Source organism: Cellulomonas sp. ATA003 (assembly GCF_031582905.1).
In the GTDB taxonomy this organism is placed as follows: Bacteria; Actinomycetota; Actinomycetes; order Actinomycetales; family Cellulomonadaceae; genus Pengzhenrongella.
On the sequence record NZ_CP133990.1, the window covers coordinates 475,659 to 500,565 of the forward strand.

The 24,907-nt window shown below is 70.7% G+C and carries 28 protein-coding genes, 1 pseudogene and 1 riboswitch; of the genes and pseudogenes, 9 read left to right on the forward strand and 20 right to left on the reverse strand.

The window, feature by feature from the left end; genetic code table 11:
- Positions 1-38 precede the first annotated feature (38 nt).
- Positions 39-884, forward strand: coding sequence for an aldo/keto reductase (locus REH70_RS02360; RefSeq protein ID WP_310751790.1), 846 nt, complete (start codon positions 39-41; stop codon positions 882-884).
- Entirely contained in the window at positions 884-1,870 is a 987-nt protein-coding gene (locus REH70_RS02365) for an aldo/keto reductase (RefSeq protein WP_310751793.1), read from the forward strand. Before REH70_RS02360 ends, REH70_RS02365 begins: the two co-directional genes overlap by 1 nt.
- Before the next feature lie 59 nt (positions 1,871-1,929).
- Here REH70_RS02365 and REH70_RS02370 read toward each other — a convergent pair whose 3' ends face one another.
- The 3 genes from REH70_RS02370 to REH70_RS02380 are packed head-to-tail and all read right to left on the reverse strand — an operon-like array spanning position 1,930 to position 4,217.
- Complete coding sequence (locus REH70_RS02370; RefSeq protein WP_310751796.1) at positions 1,930-3,294, reverse strand: hypothetical protein; 1,365 nt, start codon at positions 3,292-3,294, stop codon at positions 1,930-1,932.
- Positions 3,291-3,713, reverse strand: a complete 423-nt coding sequence (locus tag REH70_RS02375) for a hypothetical protein (RefSeq protein ID WP_310751799.1) — start codon at positions 3,711-3,713, stop codon at positions 3,291-3,293. The genes REH70_RS02370 and REH70_RS02375 overlap by 4 nt, the downstream gene beginning before the upstream one ends.
- 45 nt (positions 3,714-3,758) lie before the next feature.
- Positions 3,759-4,217 (reverse strand): hypothetical protein, encoded by a 459-nt coding sequence (locus tag REH70_RS02380; RefSeq protein WP_310751801.1) that lies wholly within the window; start codon positions 4,215-4,217, stop codon positions 3,759-3,761.
- 337 nt (positions 4,218-4,554) lie between these two features.
- Between REH70_RS02380 and mobF the strand changes: the two genes are divergently transcribed.
- The 5 genes from mobF to REH70_RS02405 all read left to right on the forward strand — a co-directional run bounded on the left by mobF (position 4,555) and on the right by REH70_RS02405 (position 8,507).
- Complete coding sequence (gene mobF, locus REH70_RS02385; RefSeq protein WP_310751804.1) at positions 4,555-5,424, forward strand: MobF family relaxase; 870 nt, start codon at positions 4,555-4,557, stop codon at positions 5,422-5,424.
- Positions 5,424-6,188, forward strand: coding sequence for a hypothetical protein (locus REH70_RS02390; RefSeq protein WP_310751806.1), 765 nt, complete (start codon positions 5,424-5,426; stop codon positions 6,186-6,188). Before mobF ends, REH70_RS02390 begins: the two co-directional genes overlap by 1 nt.
- Positions 6,170-7,327, forward strand: a complete 1,158-nt coding sequence (locus REH70_RS02395; protein ID WP_310751809.1) for an AAA family ATPase — start codon at positions 6,170-6,172, stop codon at positions 7,325-7,327. Before REH70_RS02390 ends, REH70_RS02395 begins: the two co-directional genes overlap by 19 nt.
- Positions 7,279-7,779 carry a hypothetical protein gene (locus REH70_RS02400; RefSeq protein ID WP_310751813.1) on the forward strand — a complete coding sequence of 167 codons (501 nt, stop codon included), beginning with the start codon at positions 7,279-7,281 and terminating at the stop codon, positions 7,777-7,779. The genes REH70_RS02395 and REH70_RS02400 overlap by 49 nt, the downstream gene beginning before the upstream one ends.
- 458 nt (positions 7,780-8,237) lie before the next feature.
- Positions 8,238-8,507: a helix-turn-helix domain-containing protein gene (locus REH70_RS02405; protein ID WP_310751816.1), complete on the forward strand. Its 270-nt coding sequence runs from the start codon at positions 8,238-8,240 to the stop codon at positions 8,505-8,507.
- Here the strand turns inward: REH70_RS02405 and REH70_RS02410 are convergent.
- The 11 genes and pseudogenes from REH70_RS02410 to REH70_RS02460 all read right to left on the reverse strand — a co-directional run bounded on the left by REH70_RS02410 (position 8,500) and on the right by REH70_RS02460 (position 17,491).
- Positions 8,500-9,051, reverse strand: coding sequence for a CueP family metal-binding protein (locus REH70_RS02410; protein WP_310751819.1), 552 nt, complete (start codon positions 9,049-9,051; stop codon positions 8,500-8,502). The two genes, REH70_RS02405 and REH70_RS02410, sit on opposite strands and share 8 nt — an antisense overlap.
- An 83-nt stretch (positions 9,052-9,134) precedes the next feature.
- Positions 9,135-11,408: a heavy metal translocating P-type ATPase gene (locus tag REH70_RS02415; protein WP_396134642.1), complete on the reverse strand. Its 2,274-nt coding sequence runs from the start codon at positions 11,406-11,408 to the stop codon at positions 9,135-9,137.
- Positions 11,409-11,551: 143 nt separating this feature from the next.
- Positions 11,552-12,193 carry a DUF305 domain-containing protein gene (locus REH70_RS02420; RefSeq protein WP_310751822.1) on the reverse strand — a complete coding sequence of 214 codons (642 nt, stop codon included), beginning with the start codon at positions 12,191-12,193 and terminating at the stop codon, positions 11,552-11,554.
- Positions 12,194-12,226: 33 nt separating this feature from the next.
- Positions 12,227-12,628 carry a four-helix bundle copper-binding protein gene (locus REH70_RS02425; RefSeq protein WP_310751824.1) on the reverse strand — a complete coding sequence of 134 codons (402 nt, stop codon included), beginning with the start codon at positions 12,626-12,628 and terminating at the stop codon, positions 12,227-12,229.
- 178 nt (positions 12,629-12,806) lie between these two features.
- On the reverse strand, positions 12,807-13,223 hold the full coding sequence (locus REH70_RS02430) for a hypothetical protein (RefSeq protein ID WP_310751827.1): 417 nt from the start codon (positions 13,221-13,223) through the stop codon (positions 12,807-12,809).
- A pseudogene (locus REH70_RS02435) lies at positions 13,220-14,313 on the reverse strand (cation diffusion facilitator family transporter). Before REH70_RS02435 ends, REH70_RS02430 begins: the two are co-directional and overlap by 4 nt.
- On the reverse strand, positions 14,310-14,675 hold the full coding sequence (locus tag REH70_RS02440; RefSeq protein WP_310751830.1) for a metalloregulator ArsR/SmtB family transcription factor: 366 nt from the start codon (positions 14,673-14,675) through the stop codon (positions 14,310-14,312). The pseudogene REH70_RS02435 and the gene REH70_RS02440 overlap by 4 nt, the downstream one beginning before the upstream one ends.
- Before the next feature lie 69 nt (positions 14,676-14,744).
- A complete protein-coding gene (locus tag REH70_RS02445; RefSeq protein WP_310751833.1) occupies positions 14,745-15,365 on the reverse strand; it encodes a DUF305 domain-containing protein in 621 nt (206 codons plus the stop codon).
- Between the two features lie 218 nt (positions 15,366-15,583).
- Positions 15,584-16,210, reverse strand: a complete 627-nt coding sequence (locus REH70_RS02450) for a peroxiredoxin family protein (RefSeq protein ID WP_310751836.1) — start codon at positions 16,208-16,210, stop codon at positions 15,584-15,586.
- Positions 16,207-17,196 (reverse strand): cytochrome c biogenesis CcdA family protein, encoded by a 990-nt coding sequence (locus REH70_RS02455; protein WP_310751839.1) that lies wholly within the window; start codon positions 17,194-17,196, stop codon positions 16,207-16,209. The genes REH70_RS02450 and REH70_RS02455 overlap by 4 nt, the downstream gene beginning before the upstream one ends.
- A 1-nt stretch (position 17,197) precedes the next feature.
- Positions 17,198-17,491, reverse strand: a complete 294-nt coding sequence (locus tag REH70_RS02460; RefSeq protein WP_310751842.1) for a glutaredoxin — start codon at positions 17,489-17,491, stop codon at positions 17,198-17,200.
- Between the two features lie 164 nt (positions 17,492-17,655).
- Here REH70_RS02460 and REH70_RS02465 point away from each other — a divergent pair, with 164 nt between their 5' ends.
- The gene (locus tag REH70_RS02465) at positions 17,656-18,357 is read left to right on the forward strand and encodes a response regulator transcription factor (protein ID WP_310754106.1); all 702 of its coding nucleotides are present in this window, start codon (positions 17,656-17,658) and stop codon (positions 18,355-18,357) included.
- Entirely contained in the window at positions 18,354-19,472 is a 1,119-nt protein-coding gene (locus REH70_RS02470) for an ATP-binding protein (protein WP_310751845.1), read from the forward strand. Before REH70_RS02465 ends, REH70_RS02470 begins: the two co-directional genes overlap by 4 nt.
- A gap of 2 nt (positions 19,473-19,474) precedes the next feature.
- Here REH70_RS02470 and REH70_RS02475 read toward each other — a convergent pair whose 3' ends face one another.
- The 6 genes from REH70_RS02475 to REH70_RS02500 form a co-directional block, all read right to left on the reverse strand.
- On the reverse strand, positions 19,475-19,729 hold the full coding sequence (locus REH70_RS02475; protein ID WP_310751848.1) for a hypothetical protein: 255 nt from the start codon (positions 19,727-19,729) through the stop codon (positions 19,475-19,477).
- The gene (locus tag REH70_RS02480) at positions 19,726-19,962 is read right to left on the reverse strand and encodes a hypothetical protein (protein ID WP_310751852.1); all 237 of its coding nucleotides are present in this window, start codon (positions 19,960-19,962) and stop codon (positions 19,726-19,728) included. Before REH70_RS02480 ends, REH70_RS02475 begins: the two co-directional genes overlap by 4 nt.
- A gap of 155 nt (positions 19,963-20,117) precedes the next feature.
- Positions 20,118-21,023 carry a F510_1955 family glycosylhydrolase gene (locus tag REH70_RS02485; RefSeq protein ID WP_310751855.1) on the reverse strand — a complete coding sequence of 302 codons (906 nt, stop codon included), beginning with the start codon at positions 21,021-21,023 and terminating at the stop codon, positions 20,118-20,120.
- A 175-nt stretch (positions 21,024-21,198) separates the two neighbouring features.
- Positions 21,199-21,885, reverse strand: coding sequence for a C40 family peptidase (locus tag REH70_RS02490; protein WP_310751858.1), 687 nt, complete (start codon positions 21,883-21,885; stop codon positions 21,199-21,201).
- 105 nt (positions 21,886-21,990) lie between these two features.
- Positions 21,991-22,157: riboswitch (cyclic di-AMP (ydaO/yuaA leader) on the reverse strand.
- Positions 22,158-22,339: 182 nt separating this feature from the next.
- Entirely contained in the window at positions 22,340-23,497 is a 1,158-nt protein-coding gene (locus REH70_RS02495) for a YncE family protein (protein WP_310751861.1), read from the reverse strand.
- 171 nt (positions 23,498-23,668) lie between these two features.
- Positions 23,669-24,781 carry a tyrosine-type recombinase/integrase gene (locus REH70_RS02500; RefSeq protein WP_310751864.1) on the reverse strand — a complete coding sequence of 371 codons (1,113 nt, stop codon included), beginning with the start codon at positions 24,779-24,781 and terminating at the stop codon, positions 23,669-23,671.
- Between the last annotated feature and the right edge of the window lie 126 nt (positions 24,782-24,907).

Consider the following 24,907-nt stretch of genomic DNA (forward strand, 5'->3'; position numbering starts at 1 on the left):
ACCCGACAGCCTCACGAGCCCACGAAGGACACCACCCCATGCAGACAGTGACCCTGAACAACGGCGTCGAGATGCCGATCCTCGGCTTCGGCGTCTTCCAGGTCCCCGAGGACGAGACCGAGCGCGTCGTCACCGACGCCCTCGCCGCCGGCTACCGCCACCTGGACACCGCCGCCTCCTACGGCAACGAGGCCGCCGTGGGCCGGGCCATCAGGGCCAGCGGGATCGCCCGCGACGAGCTGTTCGTCACCACCAAGCTGTGGATCCACTCCGGCGGCGAGGACGGCACCAAGCGCGCGTTCGACGCCTCCATGCAGGCCCTCGGCCTGGATCACCTGGACCTGTATCTGATCCACCAGCCGTTCGGGGATTACTACAGCTCCTGGCGCGCGATGCAGGACCTGCACCGTCAGGGCGCGATCCGTGCGATCGGGGTCTCCAACTTCCACCCGGACCGGCTCGTGGACCTTCTCGAGCACAACGAGATCACCCCGGCGGTGAACCAGATCGAGACCCACCCCTACCACCAGCGCATGACCGACCAGCAGGTCATGACTGAGCACGGGGTACAGATCGAGTCCTGGGGCCCGCTTGCCGAGGGCAAGAACGGCATCTTCAGCGACCCGGTCCTCACCGCCATCGGCCAGGCCCACGGCAAGTCCGTCGCCCAGATCACGCTCCGCTGGCTCATCCAGCGCGGCGTCGTCGTCATCCCCAAGTCCTCCCGTCCCGAGCGCATGGCGGAGAACTTCGACGTCTTCGACTTCGAGCTCACCGCGGACGAGATGGCGTCCATCGCCACCCTGGAGACGGGTGTCAGCGTCGCCTTCGACCACCGCGACCCTGCGATGGTCAGCTGGCTCAACAGCCGCCGGGCCGGCTGATGATCACGCGCACCCTGGGCCGCAGCGGCCTGCAGGTCTCCGCGCTCGGGCTCGGCTGCATGGGCCTGAGCCACGGCTACGGCGCCGCCGTCGACCACCGGGACGGGATCGCGCTCATCCGCGCCGCCGTCGACCAGGGCGTCACCTTCTTCGACACCGCCCAGGTGTACGGGCCGTTCACCAACGAAGAGCTCGTCGGCGAAGCCCTTGCACCCGTGCGCGACCAGGTCGTCATCGCGACCAAGTTCGGGTTCTCCTTCGACGGCTCGACGTCCACCGGGCTCGACAGCCGCCCCGGGCACATCCGCGCCACCGCCGAGGACTCCCTGCGCCGCCTGGGCATCGAGTCCATCGACCTGCTCTACCAGCACCGCGTCGACCCCGACGTCCCCATCGAGGACGTCGCCGGCACCGTCCGGGATCTCATCGCGGAGGGCAAGGTCAAGCACTTCGGCCTGTCCGAGGCCGGGGTCTCCACGATCCGCCGCGCGCACGCCGTCCAACCGGTCACCGCGCTGCAGAGCGAGTACTCCCTGTTCTGGCGGGAGCCGGAGGCCGAGATCCTGCCGACCCTCATCGAGCTCGGGATCGGGTTCGTCCCGTTCAGCCCGCTCGGCAAGGGCTTCCTCACCGGCGCGATCACCACGACCACGACCTTCGCCGACGGTGACCTGCGCAACTCGCTGCCGCGCTTCACGGAGGACGCCCGCGCCGCGAACCAGGCACTGCTCGACGTCGTCACGAACGTCGCCGCACGCCGCAGCGCCACTCCCGGCCAGGTCGCCCTGGCCTGGCTGCTCGCCCAGCACCCGTCCATCGTGCCCATCCCAGGCACCACGAAGCAGCACCGCCTCACGGAGAACAACGGAGCTGTCGAGCTCGAGCTGAAGGCAGAGGGCATCGCCGAACTCACCGACGCGTCCGACCGGGCGGACATCCAGGGGGCCCGATACCCCGAGCACATGCAGAAGTGGATCGACCGCTGACGGGCGCCGCTCGGCCCGTCTGGTCATCGGCTATGTCCGTGCGTTCAGGACCGCGTTGCCTACGCCATTGAGATCGCGCGTGCCTCTGTCGAAGCGGTGGCAGAGCGGCGGGCCGGGGCTGCGGTCGAGACGCCGATCGGGTGAGCAGCGACTTCGGCGTACAGCCGAGCGGTGATCCCGGTGACGGTCTCGGGGGCGTGGACGATGCGGCGTTCCAGGTGCGCTGTGGCCAGGTCGGGCCGTTCGCTCACCAGATCGCGAGGCAACGACCGAGCCGGCATGAACAGGAGGCCGGTCCGTGCGAGCCGATCGAACGTCGTTCCCTCGTGGACGGCGATATCGGCCATGACCTGTACGGCTCCGTTGAGAACGGCGGCGACGTGCCGCTCGGTCGGGGCGAACGGCGCGGGTGTCGGTGGGTGTTGCATCGGAGCGAGCTCCTGCAGCAGGCGGGCGGCCGCCGTGGCGTCATCACGAATGCTGGTCATGGGCGGGGCGAGGATCGCGAATTCCGAGAGGGCGTGGTGGAGGCGCTGCCACGCACGCGCGTGCCGGACGAGTGCGCCGACGCACCGATCTGCTGCCACTGGGTCTGGTGCGGAGAGGTCCGCGCCGTGGAAGGCGGCGGCGTGGGCATGGATGGCGATGCCGAGGCCGGCCATCGTCCGCAATGAGGCCAGCGCGTCGGACTGGTCGCCCGTGAGTTCCCAGGTGGCTTGGCGGAGCCGGACCATCCGGTCCGTCAGCTCGGTCGCAGGGTCGTCCGTGCGAGGCCGCGTCCGGACCTGACCGAGAGCGTCGAGTTGAGCCTCGAGCCGTTGAGGCATCTTGGTCGTGAGCTCGCGGGCGACGTCGGCAAGGTGCTCAAGCCCGGGCAGCGGTCGCGCGACGATGCCGCGGGGAACGCCGGCCTGGATCGCGCGAAGGGCCAAGGGGCTCTCGTGAGCGAGGACGGCCTGGGCAAGGTGGCCGAGGGCGGCGAGACCAGCGTCAAAGGTCGCCGTCGTGGTGTGGGCGGCATCTGGTGTTCGAGGTCGTCCTTCGCCTGTGTAGTGCGTCGCGACGAGGTCGGCGGCCGCGCGCAGCGACAGCGAAGCGCGCGCCCACGGTGTTCCTGCCCCGCCGATCTGCGACGGGTGAGGCCTCGCCTCGCCGGTGAGGGCCTCGATACCGGCGGCCAGCTTGATGGCGGCTCGCTCGACCGGTGGTATGCCGTCGCGGCGGCGGGCCAGGCCTATCCGTCCGAGTTGCGCCGGCCACAGCAGGCGTCGGGTGTGGGAAGCGACGGCGTCGAGGAGTCCGTGGTAGTCGCCGATCGCATCGAGGGCCTCCCGCGGGGTCCAGAAGCGGTCCGCGCGGAGGGCGGTGGCGGCGTCGCGCACGTGTGCCGACGTCTGGGCCAGGAGGTCGGCGTAGGTGGTCATGACCAACGTCCGGTGACCTTGGCCCGCCCGGTGATCAGCCGCGCCATCACGCGGGAGAGCGCTGCCTGCGAGAGGAGGTCGGTCTCGAGTTCCGCCAGGGCGGCCGCGCGGTCGAGGGCTGCCGCGACGAGGCGATCGAGGATCGCTCGGGCTTCGTTGGCATCCTCGGGGCGGACGGTGCCGAGCCGCACCGGGGCGGCGTCGGTTCGGACATCGGGGCGAGCCCACTCGAGTTCGTCCTGGGCCTCACGGAAGTCCATGGCGGCGTATGAGACCGACACCCCGACGCCGAGCGGCACGGTCATGGCCAGGTTCAAGGCCCCCATCGCAGCGGTGTGCGTCAGCGCCCAGATGCCCGACCACCCGGTGTCGGCGTCGCGCAGCAGGAGTTCGGCGGGGCCGCCCCAGGTCGTCGTCATCGAGTCCTCCTCGTCGCGGGCGACGTCGTCGTGCCGCCTTCGCTCTCAGGTGTGCGCGGCGGGCGCCGAAGATGACCGTCCCCCGGCCGGGCTGTGAGGCCAGGGGACAAGGGCACCGGGGGTGGAGAAGCGCACCGTGCCGTCGACACGCTCGAGCACGGTCGCGGTGTGCGACCCGCCGGCGTGGGCGAAGGCCGCCAGGTGGAGGTTCTCTCTGTCGAGGCCGGTGACGACGTCGACGACGTCGAGTGGGCGCTCGTCGAGCAGCGACGCCACCACGAACAGCAGGCGGCGTTCACCGCCCGACAGGACGGCGGCGTGCTCGCGCAGGGCGTCGGGGTCCAGCCAGGTGACATCGCCGTCCACCCGAACCCATGGGAGCGCCCGGTCCGCGAACCGGCCGCCGAAGGCGTGCAGCAGCAGCTCGACCGCCGCCTCAAGGGGGAGCAGGCCTGCCGCCCACTGCCGAAGGCGCGTGCTCCTCCTCGTGTCGACGTTGTGCATGACCGTCTCCTCCCGACTTACGTCGCCGCCAACTTTCACGCCCGCTGCCGAAGAGAGGTGCGACCGACCCCCGGGGCTGTGGACAGAGCCGTGGCAGAGAGAGGTGTGCACGAGGTGCGGCGAAGCCGAGCGCCGGGAGAGGGATGAGGCCATTGACACGTCTGGCATTCGAGGCTGGGCCGGGCGCGAGGCGGCGCATCTTGTAGCCCTGGTCTGCGCACCAGGTGGAGTGAGAACCACGAGGACGACGTCACCCACGGGCCGCATGCTGCGCCCAATGGGGCGCGGGCGCGGCTGCGGCGGCAGCAGTGGGCGGTGACCGGCCGTGGTCATGACGATGCACCGACTGACGGCGGGCGCCGGATACCAGTACCTGATCAAGCACACTGTGTCGGGTGACTGCCGGCGGTCAGCGAAGGACGAGCTGACGGCGTACTACACCGCCTCGGGCAACCCTCCCGGCCGCTGGTTCGGGCGCGGCTTGGACGCCGTGGGCGATCGGGGGCTCACCGCCGGGACCGTGGTCACAGAGCCGCAGATGGCGAACCTGTACGGCCAGGGCAAGAACCCCATCAGCGGTGTCCCGCTCGGCCGCGCGTATCGGACCTACACGCCGGCGGCGGAGCGCATCGCCGCGCAGGTGGCTGTCCTCCCGCGGGAGCTGACCGGTGAGGGCCGCGACGCCGCGACCGCCACGATCACCCGAGTCGAGCTGGCCAAACACACGCCGTCGGCGGTGGCCGGGTTTGACCTGACGTTCAGCCCGCCCAAGTCGATCTCGACGCTCTGGGCCGTGTCCGACGCGACGACCCAGACCGCAATCCTGGACGCCCACAGGGCCGCCGTCGAGCAGGCACTCACCTTCCTCGAGGACACCGCCGCCTTCACGCGCACGGGCACCAACGGATGCCAGCAGCACCGCGTCAGCGGCCTGATCGCCACCGGGTTCGACCACTGGGACTCTCGCGCCGGGGACCCCAACCTGCACACGCACCTCGTGGTCGCCAACAAGGTCCAGGGCCCGCGAGGAGCCTGGCTGTCCGTGGACTCCCGGGCGCTGCACCACGCCGTCGTCATGATTTCGGAGGTCTACGACGACCTGCTCGCCGACGAGATCGCCCGCCGCCTACCCGTGCAGTTCAGGTGGCGTCATCGCGGACCACGCCGCACCCCGGGTTCGAGCTCGACGGGGTCGATGACGCGCTGATGACGGAGTTCTCGATCCGCACAACGCAGATCGACGAGGTGATGACGGGAGTGCTGGGTAAGTTCTACGCAGCCCACGGCCGAGGCCCGAACCGCATCGAGGTCTCCCGGCTCCGCCAACAGGTCACCCGCGCCACGCGCCCGGACAAGCACGTCACCCCGCTCGCCGACCTGATGACGGTGTGGCGGGCACGGGCCACCCGCCGCACCGGCAAGACGCCGACCGAGCTCACCGCCGCCGTCCTGCGCCTGTCCCACACAGTCGCGCAGCGCGCCGACCAGATCCCGTCGCCCGTCATCGACCGCCTCGCCGAGCACACGATCGGACAGGTGATGACGCGAAGGTCGACCTGGACCCGGTGGAACGTCATGGCGGAAGCCGCTCGGTCCACGAGGGCGATCCGCGTGGCCACCCCCGCCGCCCGCCTCGCCCTGCTCGAGCGCGTCACCGACGCCGCTCTCGGCTCATGTTTGAGTCTGCAGGCACCGGACCCGCTGACCGTCCCTGTCACGTACACCCGGCCTGACGGCGCCTCGCAGTTCACGCGCGCGGGGAGGACCGTTACACCCACCACCGGGTCCTGGATGCCGAAGCCCAGCTCCTCGACGCCGCGACCCTCGACGCAGCGGCGCCCACCGCGCCAGCCTGGGTCGCGAAGGCTGTCACCTCCCGACCGGTGCATCGCACTGACGGGCGCGGGGTTACGCTCGCGCAGGACCAAGCCGATGCCGTCGAGCACATCGCCGTGTCCTCGGCACGGCTGACCGTCCTCGTCGGGCCGGCGGGCACGGGCAAGACCACGACGCTTGCCGCGTTGAAGAACGTGTGGGAGCAGACCTACGGCCGTGGCGCCGTCGTCGGCCTCGCCCCGTCCGCGACTGCCGCCGCAGAGCTCGGCCATGCCTTGGGAATCGAGTGCGAGAACACCGCCAAGTGGCTGCACGAGTCCACCGGCTCCGGCGCCGGGCGCCGCAGCGACCTCCTGGCGCACCTGCAGGCCGAACGCACCACCGCCTGCGGCATCGACCAGCGCACCAGGCTGCGCACGATCGACACCGCGATCAACACCCTGACCGCCCAGAGTGAGAGTTACCGCCTGCGGCGCGACCAGTTGCTCATCGTCGACGAGGCCTCCCTCGCCGGGACGTTCACTCTCGACGCCCTGACCGCCCAGGCGTCCGCCGCCGGAGCCAAGGTGCTACTGGTCGGTGACCACAAGCAGCTGTCTGCGGTCGACGCCGGTGGCGCCTTCCACCTCCTCGCCGAACGCTCGCGACCCGCCACTCTCACGTCGCTGTGGCGGTTCAGCCAGCCCTGGGAAGCTGCCGCCACCCGGCGCCTGCGCACCGGGGATCCGGCGGTGATCGAGGACTACGCCGAACACGACCGGATCAGCGCCGGTCCCGCGGAGGTCATGTGCGAGGACGCGTACACCGCCTGGCAGACCTATACCCAGAACGGCATCCCCGCGATCCTCATTGCTGCCGACTCGCACACCGTCGACGTCCTCAACGCCCGCGCGCACAACGACCGCGTCACGAACGGTCTCGTCGGCCCTGTCGGCATCACCAAGACCGACGGCACCCAGATCGCCGTCGGCGACCGTGTCCTGAGCCGCGCGAACAACCGGCGCCTACGCACTCCGCACGGCTACGTCCGCAACGGCGACCTGTGGCAGGTCACCGCCATCACCGGCGGCGCACTCACCGTCATCCCCGTCGCCCGCCCCGGCTCCGCGATGACGGCAACCGGGGAGGGGTCACGCTCCCGGCCGGATACGTCGCCGAGCACGTCGAACTCGGGTACGCCACCACCACGCACCGCGCCCAAGGCATCACCGTGGACCGGGCTCACGTGCTCGCGTCCCCCGGCATGGTCCGCGAGAACCTCTACGTCGCCATGACCCGCGGCCGCAACGACAACCACCTCTACCTTGCCCTGGACGATGTCGACCCGGCCTGCAACCACCTGCCTGGAGGCCAGAGCGGTTTCGACGGTCGCGACGCCTTTGCGGCGATCGGCTGTCTCCTGCACGATCCGCGCCGCGACCTCTGCAGGCCATCCAGCCTCGCCGAGTGCCTGGGCGGCGAGGCGTACGGCCGTGGTGAGCGGGCTGTCGTGCATCCCGGCCGAGGCCTCTGCAGGTGGTTCCCAGCCGTTCGTGAGGAGCGGCTCGAGGGACAGCGGTCGTCGGATGCCGCCGGCCCGTTCGGCGGCGTCGAGCTCCCAGGCCCGCCGCGGCGACACGCCCCAGCGGTCGGCGAGGATCTCACCGAGCATCGCTCGGCGCGCCGTCTGCCACAGGACGCCCCAAGGCGAGTGGGCACTGCGCAGCGACGGCTCGAGGAGCTGTAGCCAGACCGCCTCCCAGGCCGTCGCCTCGGCGTGAGCGGCGCAGGCTCCCCGGAGTCCGACGTCGACGGCGAGCGGACGGACGATGTGGCTGCGCAGGTAGGTCAGGAGGGCCGTCGCGGAGGGGCCCTCCCACCCTTCGACGTCGATGACGGCGAGGTGGCCGAGGAGGCCGTCGCGGTCCCGTCGGATGTCAGCCGGCGCCGTTCCTCGAGCGAGCGCGGTGGTACGCGTGCGGCGGTCGTCCATCGTTGCCTCCTCCGTGTGCCGGTCGGAGACGACGCTGCTCAGCGCCTATGCACGTGGCGATGACGCGGAGGCCAGGTTGTGGACGTCATCGATGACGCGCGAGCTGTGGACGGGGCGTCATCGGATCGGGACGCTGGGACTTCGGCTCCGTCATCGGTGCGGCTAGTGGATGCCCGGAGAGTGGTGCCCCAACATCCACTCGGAGGTGGGGCATGTCCGCGACAGCTCAGGTGCACATCACCACCGACCGCGGCGTCCGTGAGGACCGCGTCCTCAACGTCGTGGTCGAGAACGACGACAGGCTGCTCTTGAGCGTCGTCGAGGCTGCTCGGCGGCTCGGGATCGGCCGCACGCTCATGTACGACCTGCTCGCCGCCGGCGAGATCACGTCGGTCCACGTCGGACGGCTGCACAAGATCCCGGTAGGGGCACTCGACGCCTACATCGCCCGGCTCACAGCGACCGTCCCTGAGGTCAGGTGAGTTGGAGCGTCGTCAGGCAGGTCGGGCTGCCCTCCGTCGTGCTGAACGGGACGCTGCCACTCAGGTCGCCCTGCGTGATCTCCACCGTGCCCTCAACGTCCTCAGGGAGCCAGTAGCCGACGAACCCGTTGGAGTACGTCGTGGCGCTCTCCTCGACGAGGACGGCACCGTCCGCGTCGGTGATTCTCACCTCCACCGGCTCCTCGACGAGCTCGCCCTGGCAGCCGGCGAGGCTGTGGAAGAAGCACTCGTGCGTGCTCTCGATGTACGGCGCGATCGACAGGTAGAACTGGCCGTCGTCGAGCGGGACGGCGACCTCCGTGGTACCGTCGCCGACGAGCACCTCGTCCTCGCGCACCGATGCGGTGAAGTCCAGCGGCCGGCTCTCGGCGGAGGCGTCGAGCTGCGTGACAATCTCCTGACCGGTCAAGCCGTCGAGACCGAGGTCGGTGAGTACGTCGTCGTCCGACGTCGTGGCGGAGCAGCCGGCGAGCAGAGCGGCGCTGGCGACGAGGACGGTGGCAAGGTGGAACCGAGAGCGCATGTGGAGATCCTCGCTCACGATCTCGCGCAACTCCGTCGACTGAAGTCCCGTCGGCAATGAAGATCCGATGAAGGGTCGTCTGCTCAGGCAGCCGGCACCGCGGTCCGGGACGGCGGTCCGACACGCTTGGCCCCCTGTGCTGCGGCTGTCGAGGCCTCCGGGCTCAGGTCGAGACGCCGCAGGAGCTGGGCGTTCGCGGCAACGACCACCGTGGACAGGGACATCAGGATCGCGCCGATCTCCATCGGCAGCACGAAGCCCACCGGGGCGAGAACACCGGCTGCGAGTGGGACGGCTGCGATGTTGTAGCCGGCGGCCCACCACAGGTTCTGCGTCATCTTCCGGTAGCCCGCACGCGAGAGCTGGATGACGGACAGGACCGACCGGGGGTCGTCAGAGGCGAGGATGACACCCGCGGAGGCGATCGCGACGTCCGTGCCTGCGCCGATGGCGACGCCGACGTCGGCCTGCGCGAGGGCGGGTGCGTCGTTGACGCCGTCACCGACCATCGCGACGGTCCGCCCGGCGCCCTGCAGGGAGGCCACCTTGCTGCTCTTGTCCTCCGGGCGCACGCCGGCGAAGACCTGGTCGATGCCGAGCTCAGCGCCCACGGCCTTGGCCACCGGCTCCGCGTCGCCGGTGATCATCACGACGCGGATGCCGAGAGCGTGGAGGGCATCGACGGCTTCTCGGGACTCGTGCCGGACCTCGTCGGCGAGCCCCAGGGCGCCGGCGACCTGGCCGTCGAGGAGTACGTGCAGCACGATCTGCCCGCGATCGGACCAGGGCTGAGTCTCCGGCAGGGGGCCGAGCCCGTGCTCGGTCAGGAGGTTCGGTCCGCCGACAGCGACCCGGCGTCCCTGCACCGTGGCGGAGACGCCGACCGCCGTCGACGCCCGGAAGTCGTCGGCACGAGGCACGGTGAGGCCTCGGTGGTGTGCGGCTGCGGTGATCGCTCGCGCGAGGGGGTGCTCGCTGTCGGCCTCCGCCGCCGCGGCAAGACGAAGGAGCTCCTCCTCGCCGATCCCGGTCGTGACGACGTCGTGCAGGGCCGGCTCGCCCTTGGTGAGGGTGCCGGTCTTGTCGAACAGGACGGTGTCGACCACGCGCATCCGTTCGAGCGCGGCGCGGTCCTTGATCAGGACGCCACCTCGGGCCGCCCGTTCGGTGGAGATGGACACGACGAGCGGGATGGCCAGCCCGAGGGCGTGCGGGCAGGCGATCACGAGCACGGTGATGGCGCGGACGATCGCGAAGTCGGGTGTCCCGACGACGCTCCAGATCGTGACCGTGATGACGGCGGCGACCAGCGCGAACCAGAACAGCCAGCCGGCGGCGCGGTCGGCCAGCAGCTGCGCGCGCGTCGTGGACGACTGCGCCTGCGCGACCAGACGCCGAATCCCGGCCAGCACGGTGGAGTCACCGACGGCGTCGACCTTCACGCGCAGGGCGCTGTCGGTCGAGACGGTTCCGGCGACGACCTGGTCGCCGATGGTCCGGCGGACCGGCCGCGACTCGCCGGTGATCATCGACTCGTCGACCTCGGCGGAGCCGTCGACGACCTGGCCGTCGGCCGGAACCCGGCCACCCGGGCGGACGATGACGACGTCCCCAAGGACGAGTGAGGACGGCGACACCGTGACGACGGAGTCGCCGTCGACCTTCTCCGCCTCGTCGGGCAGCAGCGCCGCGAGGGAGTCGAGGGCGGTTGACGTCTGCGCCAGGGAGCGCATCTCGAGCCAGTGGCCGAGCAGCATGATCACGACCAGGAGAGCAAGCTCCCACCAGAAGTCCAGCTCATGCGAGAGCAACCCGAGGGTCGCGCCCCACGACGCGACGAACGCGACCGTGATCGCCATCCCGATCAGCAGCATCATCCCGGGCTTGCGAGCCCGGACCTCGGCGATCGCCCCGGTGAGGAACGGACGTCCACCCCACAGGTAGATGACCGAGCCGAGGATCGGCGCGACCCAGGTGATCCCGGGGACGTCAGGGATGGAGTACCCCAGCAGGTCGGCGAACATGCCGCTGAGCAGGACCGTCGGCGCGGCCAGGGCGAGGTTGATCCAGAACAGGCGCCGGAACAGTGCGACGTGGTCGCTGCCGCTGTGCGCCCCGTGCCCGCCGTCGGCGCCCATGTGCCCGCCGTGGCCGCCGGCGGAAGGCCGGCTCCCCGCATCGTGCGCCTCCACGTCCATGGGCATGTGGTGGCCCTCGTGCTCCATCTGGCCGGCGTCGTGCCCGCCGTGGCGGTCATGGGCCCGCGGTCCGGCGTCCCCGACCGACGGATCGTGCCGGGCGTCCGCGTGGCTGCGACCTGCGTCGGGCACGTGATGGCCCTGGTGCGCGTTGCTCATGGCTCTCTCCTCGACCTGTGCGCCCGCCGTGATCGGCTAACTATACCCCGGGGGTACCTTGCTGGCCGCAACGAGAGACCTTCGATCGGTATTCCCCAGGGCTCGGGACGCCACGGCGCCGCACAGGGATGCGGGCGGGAAGCTCAGTCGGTCGGGCACGACCGCAACGCTGTGCCCTCGAAGTCCGGTACGGGGCGCGCGTCCGCCTCGGCCGCCGTCTCCGCGATGCCGTTGCGCTCGATGTCCTCGATGAGCCAGTCCATCTCGGCGATCTCCCGCTTCTGCGCCTCGCTGATCTCGACGGCGAGCTCGCACACCCGCACGTCGTCGATCTGCGCCCGCTCGGAGCGGGTGATGGCCAGGGAGTGGTGCGGGATCATCGCGCGCATGAACGCGGTGTCGCCGACCGTGACCTGACTGCGATCGAGGACGACGCCGCCTGCGAGGAGCAGCACGCTTACGGCGACCACGGCGATGTTCGCCTTCGCGCTCTTGTACATGTTCAGCATCCAGGCGAGCATGATCAGCCCCATCGTGCCGCCCATGGTCACCGCCATGAAGACGCGGCTCTGGCTGAAGCGGACGTGGTCGAGCTCCCACGAGCCGACGAACATGACGAAGTACATGACGACCATGGCTGTGAGGATCATGGCGGCGAACCGCAGGTACATGCCCTTCATCTGGTGCCCCTGCCCGCCGCCGTGGTGGTCGTCGCCGTGCTGGGCGCTGTGGCTGTCGTGCTGGCTCTCCGCCGGGTCGCGGTCGTGCTCATGGTGCATGGACATCGGCTGTCTCCTTGTCGCTGCTACCGGTGGATTTCAGCGGATGGCGGCGAGGAGCTCGGCGCAGGCGGTCTCGCAGTCCCGGCACGCCTCGGCGCAGATGCGGCAGTGCTCGTGCATGTCCGCGTGCTGCTCGCACTCGTCACCGCAGGCCCGGCACGCGGCGATGCAGGCCTCGAGGTGGGCCCGGGTGATGTTCGCGTCGTAGCCGGTGTGGCGGGACAGGATGCGTGCGGTGGTCTGGCAGCTGTCCGCGCAGTCGAGGTTGGTCCGGATGCACGTGCGCAGCTCGGCGACCATCTCTTCGCTCAGGCACGCGTCGGCACAGGCGGTGCACGCCTGCGAGCAGGCGACCAGGGTGTCGATCACTCGCGCCAGCAGCTGACGGTCGAGGTTGATGGTGGCGGGGTAGGTCTCGATCATCTGCGTGGTCTTCATGTCGTTCCTCCTGGGCCAAGAACGTGCGGCGAGCGACGATCGCGCGCGCCGTGGGGACCTTTTCGACGCTAAGGAGAGGCCTGCACGCGCGCGCGGCGAGACGGCGCCGGTGGCCATGAAGGTTCGATGAAGGTGCGCGCGGCTCGGACGCGACGAGCCGTGTGCAGGGCGGGCAGGGCTACGCCGCGGGGCCGTCGGAAACCGTGTCGGAACGCTCGATGACGTGGCCGGCGAGCCCGTCGGGCAGCCCAGTGGCGCCGGGACCGCCGGAACGCAGCCAATCCCCGAGCTCGGCGGTCGCCTCGTCCCCGGCGAGGCGTTCGAACCACACCGATCGCGCGCCGGCGCGACGGCACGCCGCGGCCGGTCTCGCCACGACGACGTCGCCGCGCTCGCACTCGTCCAGGCACTCGACGAAGGTCAGACGCGCCACACGGTCGCGGGAGAGGCGACGGAGCCGTTCGGCCTGCCCGCCGGGTAGCGGGTCAGTCTCGGCGAGGGTCTCCCCGGCGCACAGCGAGCACGCCGTCAGCCCTGGCAGCGACCTTGCAACCTTCGAGGCGCTCCGCGGACCGGCAGGTGCGTCGCTGCTCATGCGGGAGTCGGGACGACGACGACGGAGCCGACGTTGGGCACCTGTTCCCGAGTTCGTACCTCGGCGTGGGCTGCCACAAGCGTGGCGGCGGCCAGGTCCGCACTCGGGTCCACCCTGACGGTGGCGTCGACGTGCAGGCGGTGCCCGATCCAGCGGGCCTGCAGCCGCGGCACGCCCAGCACGTCCGGGGTGTCGGCGACGGCCCTGGTGGCTCGTTCGACGAGTGCCGGCTCGACGCCGTCCATCAGGCGGCCCACGACGTCGCGCACGGTGCCGCGAAGGAGGGCCAGGATCATCGCGGTGATGAGCAGCCCGACGAGGGGGTCGGCGAGGGAAAGCCCGCGGCCACGCCGAGGGCGCCGGCGAGCACGGCGAGGGAGGTCAGGCCGTCGGTGCGGGCGTGGACGCCGTCGGCGACGAGGGCGGCCGACCCGATCCTCCGCCCGATGCGGATCCGGTAGACGGCCACGGCCTCGTTGCCCGCGAAGCCGACCAGGCCGGCGGCCGCGACCCACCACACGTTGTCGAGCGGCATCGGGTCGACCAGCCGGCGCACCGACTCGACCCCGGCGACGACGGCGGACAGGGCGATCATCGCGACGATGAACAGCCCCGCCAGGTCCTCCGCTCGCCCGTACCCGTAGGTGTATCGGGTGGTCGCCGCGCGGCGGCCCAGGACGAACGCGAGCCACAGGGGGAGCGCCGTGAGGGCGTCGGAGGCGTTGTGGACGGTGTCGGCCAGCAGGGCGACCGAGCCCGAGATCGCGACGACGGCCAGCTGGGCCAAGGCGGTCACGCCCAGCGCCACGAGGCTGATCTTGACGGCGCGGATCCCGGCGGCGCTGCTCTCCAGGGCGTCGTCGATGGAGTCCGCCGGGTCGTGGGAGTGCGGGGAGAAGAATCCGACGAGCAGTCCGCGTAGGCCGCCGGGGTGGTCGTGGTCGTGCCCGTGCCCGTGGTCGTGCCCGCGGTGGTGGCCATGACCGTGGTCGTGATCGGGGCCCTGGTCGTGATCGTGCCCGTGGTCGCCCGGCTGGTCGTGGTCATGCTCGGGGTGCCGCTTCGGTGCGCGCCGGCTGGGGTCGGTCATGCCTCGGAGCTCCTGAGCAGGCGGGGGCGGTGGTGGGCGGGGGTGTCCGAGGAGAGATGCTCGGCGTTGTGGACGGCGTCCGTGACGAGCTGCTCGACGTGGTCGTTCGCCAGCCGGTAGTACACGCTCGTGCCGACCTTGCGGGTCTGCACCAGGTGCGCCAGGCGGAGCTTGGCCAGGTGCTGGGAGACCGTCGGTCCTGGCTTCCCGACGTGGGCGATGAGCTCGTTGACGGACATCTCGCGTCCCACGAGCGCCCACAGCAGTCGCACCCTCGTGGGGTCCGCGAGCATCCGGAACACCTCGGCCGCCAGCTCGGCTTCGTCCGCGTCGAGCGGCGGGCGAAAGCTATCTTCACGCATGCGAAGATAGTACGACACGTGAGGTGGTCGCGCCGGGCCGTCCTGGGGCCGGCCCGGCGCGACCACTGCTCACAGGTCGCGGAGCATGCTCTCCATCTCGGTGACCTCGGTGTTCTGGTCGTCCCGGATCGTCCGGGCGAGCGCCAGGGCGTCGGGGTCTTCACCCTCGCCGATATGGGTCTGGGCCATCTCCATGGCTCCGCGGTGGTGGGCGACCATGAGCTCGAGGAACGTCCGGTCGAACTCGACCCCTTCGAGCTCGGCCAGGGTAGCCATCGCCGCCTCCTGGTCCATGCCGTCCATGTCCATCCCGCCGTGGTCCATGCCGCCGTGCTGAGCTTCTGCGGGCAGCTCCTCGTCCCACTCCTCCAACCAGCCGGACATGAGCTCGATCTCGGGGCCCTGCGCTGCGGCGATGCGCTCGGCCAGCGCGCGCACCTCCTCGGTGGAGGCGCGCTCGACCGCGAGCTCGGCCATCTCGAGCGCTCCCTCGTGGTGGACGATCATCATCTGCGCGAACTCCACGTCCGCGGCGTTGTGCTCGGTCGCCTCCTCGGCTACGTCGGTGCTGGAGGACTCTGGCGCCGCGGAGGGCGCCGCCGCTGGTTCGTCCGTGGAGCAGGCGGCCAGGGTGGCGACCAGGGCCAGCGCTGCTGTGGTCGCGGCGAGGCGCCGTCGTGTCGTGCTCATCAAGGGTGGTTCCTTCCCAGGATCGGTGTGCGGTCGGTCAGGCGGTGCTGCTGGTCGCGCAGCAGGTCTCCGTGCCCTGAGAGCCGCCGCTGCAGCAGCCGTCGCCGGCCGTCGTCTCGGTGCTCTCGGTCGTGGTGGTCGTCGTGGTGTCCTGGCAGCAGCCCATCGGGATCTCCTTCGTGATGTCGTGACGTGCGTCAGATCGGGGGCGTCGATGGTCAGAGACGGCTGGTGACCTCCTCGAGCAGGTCGGCGGGGGCGAGCCACATGGAGGGGTAGTTGCCGTGCCAGAGCTGCTGGCCATCGGCGTCGATCAGCACGAACCCGTGCCCCGGGAGCCCTTCGTGCATGCCCTTGCCGAGGGTGTCGTAGGCGGCGGAGACGGTGCCGTCGTCGAGCAGGAACGGCGCTTGGACGCCGAGGCGCTCGCGATCGGCGTTGATCTGCTCGGCGGTGTTCATCACGATCGGCAGCACGGTGATGCCGGCCTCGGCGAACGCGGGGTCCTTCTCGATCTCGGCCATCTGCAGCAGGCAGGAGTCGCACCCGGCGCCCTCGTTGAAGTACAGGACGACCGGCTCACCGCGGTAGTCGGCCAGGGAGACGTTCGAGCCGTCCGAGGCCGGCAGGGTGAAGTCCGGGGCTACCCGGACGTCGGTCGATGTGGTCGGCTGGGAGGTGATCAGCGCGATGGCGACGATGACCCCGATGATCAGTGCGGCCGCGCCCCACGCGGCCCAGCTCAGGCGCTGGCGGCGTTGGGCAGCGCCGGTCTGTGCCTGCTGGATCTCGGCGAGGACCTGCTGGCGTTCAGCGAGGCGGCGGGTGGCGGTTCCGGAGGTCATCGGGTCACTTCTTCCGTGGTCGGAGCGGCGTGGCAGGACGGGACGGGTGCGGCTCGGCCGTCGCTCGGCGCCGCCGCGGAGTCGTCGACGGCGGTGGTCGGTGCGGGGCCGGCCGGCTGGGTGGTGCGGCGGCGGTCGGCGAGGGTCACCCAGATGAACGCGGCGGCGACCCCGAGCAGCGCCAACCCCTGGATGGGTTCGGGCACTGGAGACAGGAAGCCCTGAACGGCGGCGAACACGTCCGTCAGCGTGCGGCTCGCGGCGTCCTGGAACGCCGACCCACCGGTCATGTCCTTGCTGCCGGCGAGGGCGATGACGAACACGCCCATCACGGCGAAGCCGACGGCGACCGCGATGTTGAGGGTGTTGGTGATCAACGTGCGGCCCGCCACGCGCAGTCGGACCGTCTTGGCCTGCAGGAGCTTGCGCTCGCCCAGCCGCGCCTTGTCCCAGACGAGCGCCATGACGAACAGCGGGAAGACCATCCCGAACACGTACGCCAGCCCGAGGGCCAGACCCCCGATCGGCGACCCGGACAGGACCGAGAGGGTCATCACCCCGGCCAGGACCGGTGCGCAGCACGAGGACGCGATCCCGGAGAACACTCCGAGGGAGAAGAAGCTCGCCGTGTCACCACCGGTGGTGTCCGGGGCGCGCAGGAACGACGGCAGGGACCACATCCGGCCTGACAGGGCCAGCGCCGCCAAGGCGATCATCAGCAGGCCACCGGCCCAGTACAGCGGGGCGTGGTACCGGGCGATCGCGCCGGCGAGCAGGCTCATCCCCAGGGTGATCGGCACCAGCACCACAGCCAGGCCCGCCGCGAAGACGAACGTCAGCGGCAGCAGCCGCCATCGGGCGTTCTTGACAGCGCCGGCCAGGTAGGACGGCGCCAGGAAGACGATGCAGCACGGGGCGAACAGGGCCACCCCGCCGGCGAAGAACGCCGCCAGGATGCTTCCCGTCGTCAGGAGCTCGCTGCCCATCTCAGGCACCGACCGCGAGCGTGCGCCGGCGCTGCAGGGCCTTGGTGAGCTTCTTGCGTGGCAGCCGGCCGGCGGAGAAGAAGCTCCCGTCCACCAGCACCAGCGGGTTCATCGCCGGACGGTGCTCGGCCACGAGCGCTCGGCCCTCGTCGGTGTCGATGCCAACACTGCGGACCACCAGCGGGAAGTCACGGGCCAGGACGGCGAGCGCCTCCTCGGCGTCGTGGCAGAAGTGGCACGCCGGAGCGTGGACGACGGTGACGACCGGTGGGTCGACGTTCTCGGTGGTGGACACGGGTTCTCCTGCAGGCTGTCGCGGATCGGACGTGTGAAGCGTCGACGTGCCGCACCGAACGACCGGTCGCCCTTGGATCAAGGTTCGATGAAGGTCCCCACCAGGTGCTCGACGGCAGCACACAATGGGGCGTGACCAGCACCACTGCCCTCGCCACGAGACCCATGCGACGCGCGGTCGTCGTCGACGACGAGCAGGCCTTGGCCCGGCTGGTGGCCGGATACCTCGAGCGCGACGGGTTCGAGGTGAGCGTGATCCATGACGGCGCACAGGCCGTCGGCGTCCTTCGCGAGGTGGACCCCGACGTCGTCGTCCTGGACCTGGGCCTCCCCGGTCTGGACGGGGTCGAGGTGTGCCGTCAGCTGCGCACGTTCTCGGACTGCTACGTCATCATGCTGACCGCCCGCGCCGAGGAGGTCGACACCCTCATCGGCTTGTCGGTCGGTGCCGACGACTACATGACCAAGCCCTTCAGCCCTCGAGAACTCATGGCCAGGGTCGCAGTCCTGATGCGACGGCCCCGCCGCCCGGAGTCCTCCTCGGCCGCGCCGCCCTCACGTCCGGCCGTGGAGATCGGGGCGCTGCGCATGGACCTGGACGCCCGGGAGGTGCACCTCGACGGCGGAGCGGTGCCGTTGACGCGCACCGAGTTCGACGTTCTGGCCGCGCTCGCCTCGGGCCCGGGACGGGTGTTCAGCCGGCGCGCGCTCATCGAGGCGGTCTGGGGAGCAAACTGGGTCGGAGATGAGCACCTCGTCGACGTGCACGTGCTGCATGTGCGCCAGAAGCTCGGCGACAGCGCCGAGCAACAGAGGTTCGTGCGCACGGTGCGAGGTGTCGGGTACCGGATCGGGACTGGGGAGTGAAGCCGATTCCGACGGGAGCCCGGTGGGGCCTTGCCGGGCGCCTGCTCATCGCGCTCGTCATCGTGCTCGCGACCGCTGCCCTGACGGCGTGGCTGGTGGCCTCCGCCGTTGGCCCAGGCCTGTTCCACGAGCACATGGTGCGCGCTGGTCTGGAGGACCACGACGACGCCGTCATGCACGCCGAGCGGGCGTTCCGCGACGCCAGTGCCGTCTCCCTAGCTCTGGCCCTGGGCGCCGCCGCCGTTGCCTCGGCCGCCGTGAGTCTGGTGCTCGCGCGGCGCATCGGCCGGTCCCTGGCCGCCGTGTCCACCGCCGCGGCACGCCTGGGCGCCGGTCGGTACGAGTCCCGCGTCCCGGCTGCAGGCCTGGGCGCGGAGTTCGACGAGCTCGCCGAGTCGTTCAACGCCATGGCCGCCCGGCTGCAAGAAGCCGAACGGCTGCGGGCCCGGCTCCTGGCCGACGTCGCCCACGAGGTCCGCACTCCCGTCGCCACCATCGCCGGGTACCTCGAGGCCGTGGAAGACGGTCTGCAGCCGATGGACGAGCCCACGATGGCCGTGCTGCGTGACCAGGCCGCGCGCCTGACCCGGCTGGCGCGCGACCTTGCCGCGGTGACCCACGCCGAGGCCGGTGACGTCGCACTTGCACTCGAACCGTTGACGCCCGATGAGTTGCTTGCCGCGACCGCCGGCACCTGGCGGGAGCGGGCGGCCGCCGCCGGGGTCGGCCTGCGGGTCCAGGTCGACCCCGAGCTGGGACACGTCCGTGTGGACCGCCAGCGCATGGGCCAGGTGCTGGACAACCTGGTTGCCAACGCAGTGCGTCACACCCCGGCCGGAGGCACGATCACGCTTCGCGCGACCGGCGATCACCAGCGGGTGGCCCTGTGCGTGTCCGACACCGGAGCCGGCGTCGGGCCGGAGCACCTGCCGCACCTGTTCGAGCGCTTCTACCGGGCCGATACCGCGCGGGACCGTGCCCACGGTGGTTCGGGCATCGGCCTGGCGATCTGCAAGGCGCTCACCGAGGCCCACGGCGGCACCATCGCCGCGACGAGCGACGGCCCAGGGGCGGGCGCGTCGTTCACCGTCACGCTCCCGGTGCCGCCACTCTGAGCTCAACTCAGCGGGCTTGCAGCGCCGCGTTCTGGCGGCGACGTCACGGGCGCGCCCTCCGTGATGTCGTGCGCGCCATGGTGGTGCTGCCCGGCCTGGCCGCGGCGGTGCATCCACACCATCATGGCGATCATCATCAGCGGGCACGCAAGCGCAGCTGCCAGCGGCAACGCCGCGCCAGGTCGCACACCAGCCGCCAGCGCCACGACCAGCACCGCCGCAGCAGCGACGACCATCCCCTTGAGGTGACTCTTCATCGCAGTCCTTCCGATCGCGCCGGCAGAGGTCCAGCGAGCTCCGCGCGAAGCCTGCGGTAGGTGTCCACATCGATCTGCCCGGCGGCCAGCCGGGCATCGAGCACGGTCACCGCGTCCGGCTCAGGTGCGGCGGGAAACAATCGCGTCACCGCCCAGACGGCCATGCCGAGCACCGCCAGGCTCGACGCGAGGACCAGCCACCCGCCGACTCCTAGATCAACGCACCACGGCATCGGTCCGCTCCTCTCGCTCCGGGGGCGCCAGCGGCGCCCACCGCCTCAGGCTCCCCGGGGCAGCCGCAAGGCGCGGTCGAGGTCCTATGAAGGCTCGATGAAGACCGCCTCGGTCGTCGTCGGACGCGGGCCTGGAACGGTCGAGACCGGGCGGCTCAGGACGCCGCTAGCAACGGCGCGAACGTCACGCCGCCATCGTCTGAGGCCAGCAGCCCGTTCGCGGTGACCATGACGACGTGGATCGAGCCGTCGGCGCGCCGCGTGGCGGCGACCGCCATCGCGGGTTCCCCGAGCTGCGCGGTCCGGGTCCACGTCGCCCCGGCATCCTCGCTGCGCGAGACCTCGCCGTGGGGAGTCACACCGACAGCGACGTTCTCGTCGGCGAACGCGACGAACTGCAGCAGAGGTGCTGCGGGTCGTGCCCACGACGAGCCGCCGTCCTGCGACCGGTAGACCCCGGACGCGCTCGTGATCAGCACCGCGCTGCCCGTCGGAGACGCCGCCATGGCGAAGGGGGTCCCAGGGGCTGTCTCCACCTCGGTCCAGGTCAACCCATCACCGGTGGCTCGCAGCGCGAACCCGTCGAACCCAAGGACTCCCGCGGCGGAGGCTGTCAGGGCGTGAAAATCCGACTCCCCGCCCCGTGACACCGGCGTCCACGTCAGGCCGCCGTCCCGGGACTCCGCCAGGCCCAAAGGCTGAGGAAGGTCCACACCCGGCCCCGGGTGTCCCGAGGCGTAGAAGTGGTCCGGGCCGGCCACCGTGAACCCCATGAGATCCACGACCGGGCCCACGGGCTCAGGCCCGCCTGCCCCGTAACGGAACAGACCGTCATGGGTGGCCAGGTACACGAGGCCGTCGGCAGGATTGACCGCTACGCCATGCACGTGGTCACTCGGCAGACCGCCGTCCAGCTCCAGCTGCTCGGCCTGCGGTGACGCGGCGTCCTCGCGGGTGATGTGCGGATGGTCGGAGGACGCCGACGGCGGGATGGTTGGCTCCGACGGCAGCCGTTCCGGCTCGGCGCAACCGCCAACCGCAGCGGTGACCAGCGCGGCCATGACGATCCGTGCGCAGGCCTGCGGCCGGCGACCGTGCAACGTAGCCAAGGAGACCACTTTCGCTGTCTAGCAGGGGCGGACGGTGCACGTGATCGCGATCAGGCGGGCGAGCGACTCGAACACAGCAGCGCGGCGCTGAAGCTGGTGACCGAGGTGTGCCCGACCGCAGCAGCGGTCAGAAGCGCAAGAACGTGGGGTTGGACTGCCAGATCTCGCGGATCTGGATCGTCTTACCGGGTACCGGAGCGTCGATCTGCAGGTTGCCGCCTGCGTAGATCGAGATGTGACCCGGGGTCCAGATGAGGTCCCCAGGCTGCGCCTGATCAGCCGACACCACGGTCCCGGCCTCACGCTGCGCGGAGGACGTCCGCGGCAGGGTGATGCCGACCTGCGCGTACACGTAGGAGGTGAATCCCGAGCAGTCGAAACCGTCCGGCGTCGTACCACCCCACAGGTACGGAACACCCACGTACTGAGCGGCGATCTCCACGATCGCGCTGCCGTTCGCGCTGGCCGGCGCCGGCGCGCCGATCGGCGCTGGGGTCGCCTCTTCGGCGGTCGGCGCTGCCTCACGTGCCTGGCTGCGTGAGGGCGCGGGCTCCGGCTCCGGCTCAGGAGCTGACGGCGGAGGCGGAGGGTCCGCGACAACCGTGATGGCCGGGACGTCGAAGGCCCAGGTCGCTTCCGCGGGCACCGACACCACAGGCGACGTGGCCAGCGCTGCGCGCGCCGATGCAGTCAGGGCGCTGGTGTCCACGGCCGGCACATGCGTGCCGCTGTCGGCCGACGCCGGAGCGGCCAGCATCGAGACGACAAGGCCGGACGAGGCGGCCGCCACGGCGGTGCGGCGGCCGGTCGCCACCGCCCTGTCGGCGACCACGCAAGCGGCCATCGACACCGGTGTCGTCGGGCGCCCGGGCGCGCGATGACGTGCGCGAGTGTGACCTGCAGGCATGCGGAGCCCTCCTACCGCCTGCGGGGTGAGCTGTCGGGTTCGGGCCGGAGCAGCCCGGCCGGTCGATGAGCGACCGGCTTCACCCCAAGGACACCGCCACGGTGCCCGGAAGAACGTGGTTCCCCCACTCCTGCCATCGCGCTGAAGCTCTGGACCTTCGACGGTGGCAGGACTCGGCGTCCGCGTCTGGCCACTCTGGACCACGTCGGGAGCGCCCCGATACTAGGCACGCCATCGACCGCACGTCACTGTGGCGCCGCCTAAGCGTGCTCGGCCCGCGAAAGCCCCTCGGGCTCGGGGCGCCAGAGCCGACCATGAGCGTGGCGCGCACCGGGAGTCCCCGCCACGCTCGGGACCGCGATCACCCGTGGTCGTGCGACCCCTCGTGTCCCTCTTCGGCGCCCGCGTCCGCCTCGGCGTAGTCCGGGACGGCGACCTCGGCGAGCGTGGGCGACGCCGCAGGAATGGACAGCGCGCTGAACGAGATGCCGTTCGGCTTGTCCCCCACCGGCACCGTCGCCACGATCTCCTTCGTCCTGAGATCAACCACGGAGACGGTGTCGTCGTACATGTTGGTGACCCACGCCATGGCCCCCGTCGGGTCCATGACCACCCCATGGGGACCTGCGCCCGTCTCGATGCTCGCAACCACGGTCATCTCGGAGGGATCGATCACCGACAGCGTGCGCCCCGGTGCCGTCTCGGTGCCCTGGTCGGCCGAGAGCAACGTCGTGCCGTCCTCGGACAGGTACAGCTGCACAGGCGCACTCGGGACCGCGACCGTAGCCACGACCTTCAACCCGTCGAGGTCGACCTTCGCCACGGCGTTCTCGCCGGCGAGGCTCACGTAGGCGAACTCGCCGTCGCCGTCCACCGCTACCTGAACCGGAGACGAGCCCACCGGGATGCTGGCGCGGACCGACAACGTCGCAGCGTCCACCACGTCCACGCCGCCTGCGGCCGTGTTGGCGACGACCAGCGTCGTCCCGTCAGCCGTTGCGCGAAGTCCATGGGGTCCATTGCTCAGCCTCACCGATCCGAGCGATGCCAGGTCTGATGTCTGGTAGGCGGTGAGCGTGCCGTCGCCGGCGTTGGTCACGTACGCCCTCTGCCCGTCCGCGCTCACCACGACGTGTGCTGGACCCGCGCCAGTGGCTTGCGTGCCGACGAGTTCCAACGTCGCGGCGTCGAGGGCGACCACGGCGTTCCGGTGGCCGCTCACCGCCCAGACCGTCGCACCATCCGGGCTGGCCTGGACGTTGTGCGGACTGTCGACACCGTCGACCGTCGCTACCACGCGGCTCGTCGCGACGTCGATGGCACTCAGGCTGCCGCCCTCCTCGTTGGCAACCCAGATCGTCCCCTCCACGGGCGAGCCCACCGGAGGTGCACCGTCCTTGATCGCCGCAGCGTCCTCCGAGGCCGAGGGACCCTCGGATGAGCTGCACCCGATCAGGACCGTTGCACTGGTCAAGGCGATGACTCCAGCGAGAGCACGCCGGCGGATGTGGTGCTTCATCAGTTCTCCTCACGTGCGCGAGCAGGTCTGCCCGCCCCGAGGAAGAACATCGTCGTGAAGCACTGTAGGCATCACAGTCATCCCATGAAGTTCCGTTGAAGAAGAGCCCCGGGGATAGGCCAGGGCTCGGAGCTCTCCCCGCTCGTGTCAGGTCAGTGCGACCGCAACTTGCTACCGCGTTCGAACTCTTTCGAAGGCGGCGAGCGCCTCGTCCTGCGCCTCGGGAAGCGTGTGGAGGTACCGCTGCGTCGTCATGATCTGCGCGTGCCCCATGCGCTCCATGACCGACTTGAGGTCGGCGCCGCCCGCGAGCAGCCAGGACGCGTGCGCATGTCGTAGGTCGTGCATGCGCACAGCGAAGTCGACCCCAGAGCGCTCGACCGCAGGCCTCCAGTGCCGTGTGTTGAACGTCGCGCGCGAGAGCGGCTGGCCTCCGGCGGTCTCACGCGACGGGAAGAGCAGATCGTCACGAGCCAGGCCGAGCTCGGCGATGCGCACCGCGAGAACGTCGAGCAGGCCTTGCGACACGCGAAGCGTCCGGGGCTCGTCGTCCTTCGGGTAGGGCTTGACGATGAGGCGCTCGCCGGTGGGGGAGTCCTTGCGCGAGACCTCGACGATGGTCTCCTCGACGGTGATCGTTCGGCGGAGGAAGTCGACGTGCCGCGGTCGGAGAGCGACGAGCTCGCCCCATCGGAGCCCGGTCTCGATCGCCGTCATGACCAAGGGTTTGAACCTCGGCGGAACCTCCGCCAGGACGGCGGAGTACTCCTCAGGTGTCAGGGTCCGAGCCTTCTTGGTCACCACCTTCGGCAGCTCCGTGCTCTCGCACGGGTTGAAGGCGATGAGCCGGTCCCGGACCGCGCGGGCGAAGATCGAGTGCAGTAGCACGTGGTACTTGGCGATCGATCGGGGGGACAGGCCCTGGTCGAGCGCAGACCGGACCCACGTCTGCACGTTCGACGCGGTGATCTGCGCCAGCCGCATCTCGCCGAAGAACGGGATGAAGTGCCGACGCAGGTAGGAGCGATACGCCGCGAGCGTCGACACCTCGAGGTGGCGTGACGGCAGCCAGACGTCCTCGGCATACGTCCGGAACGTCACCCGGCCCGCACGGCGATCGATCCACGTCCCGTCGGTGATCTTGTCCTCGGCCCGCATCGCTGCACGCTCCGCCTCTCGGCGGGAGTCGAACGTGCCGGCGGAGCGCAGGTGCCCGTGGGTGTCGCGGTAGACAGCCGTGTACCGCCGTCCGCGTTGCCTGGACCGCTCGACGACCCAGCCCATCGAGCCTCCTCTGGTGAGCAGTTGGTCAGCAGCCGCACCCGTACGAGCCCGTACGCGGCCGGACGCCGACGGACAGCAATATGGCGCCTGACCTGCGAAGATGTCGCTATCGACGCTAGCCGTGCG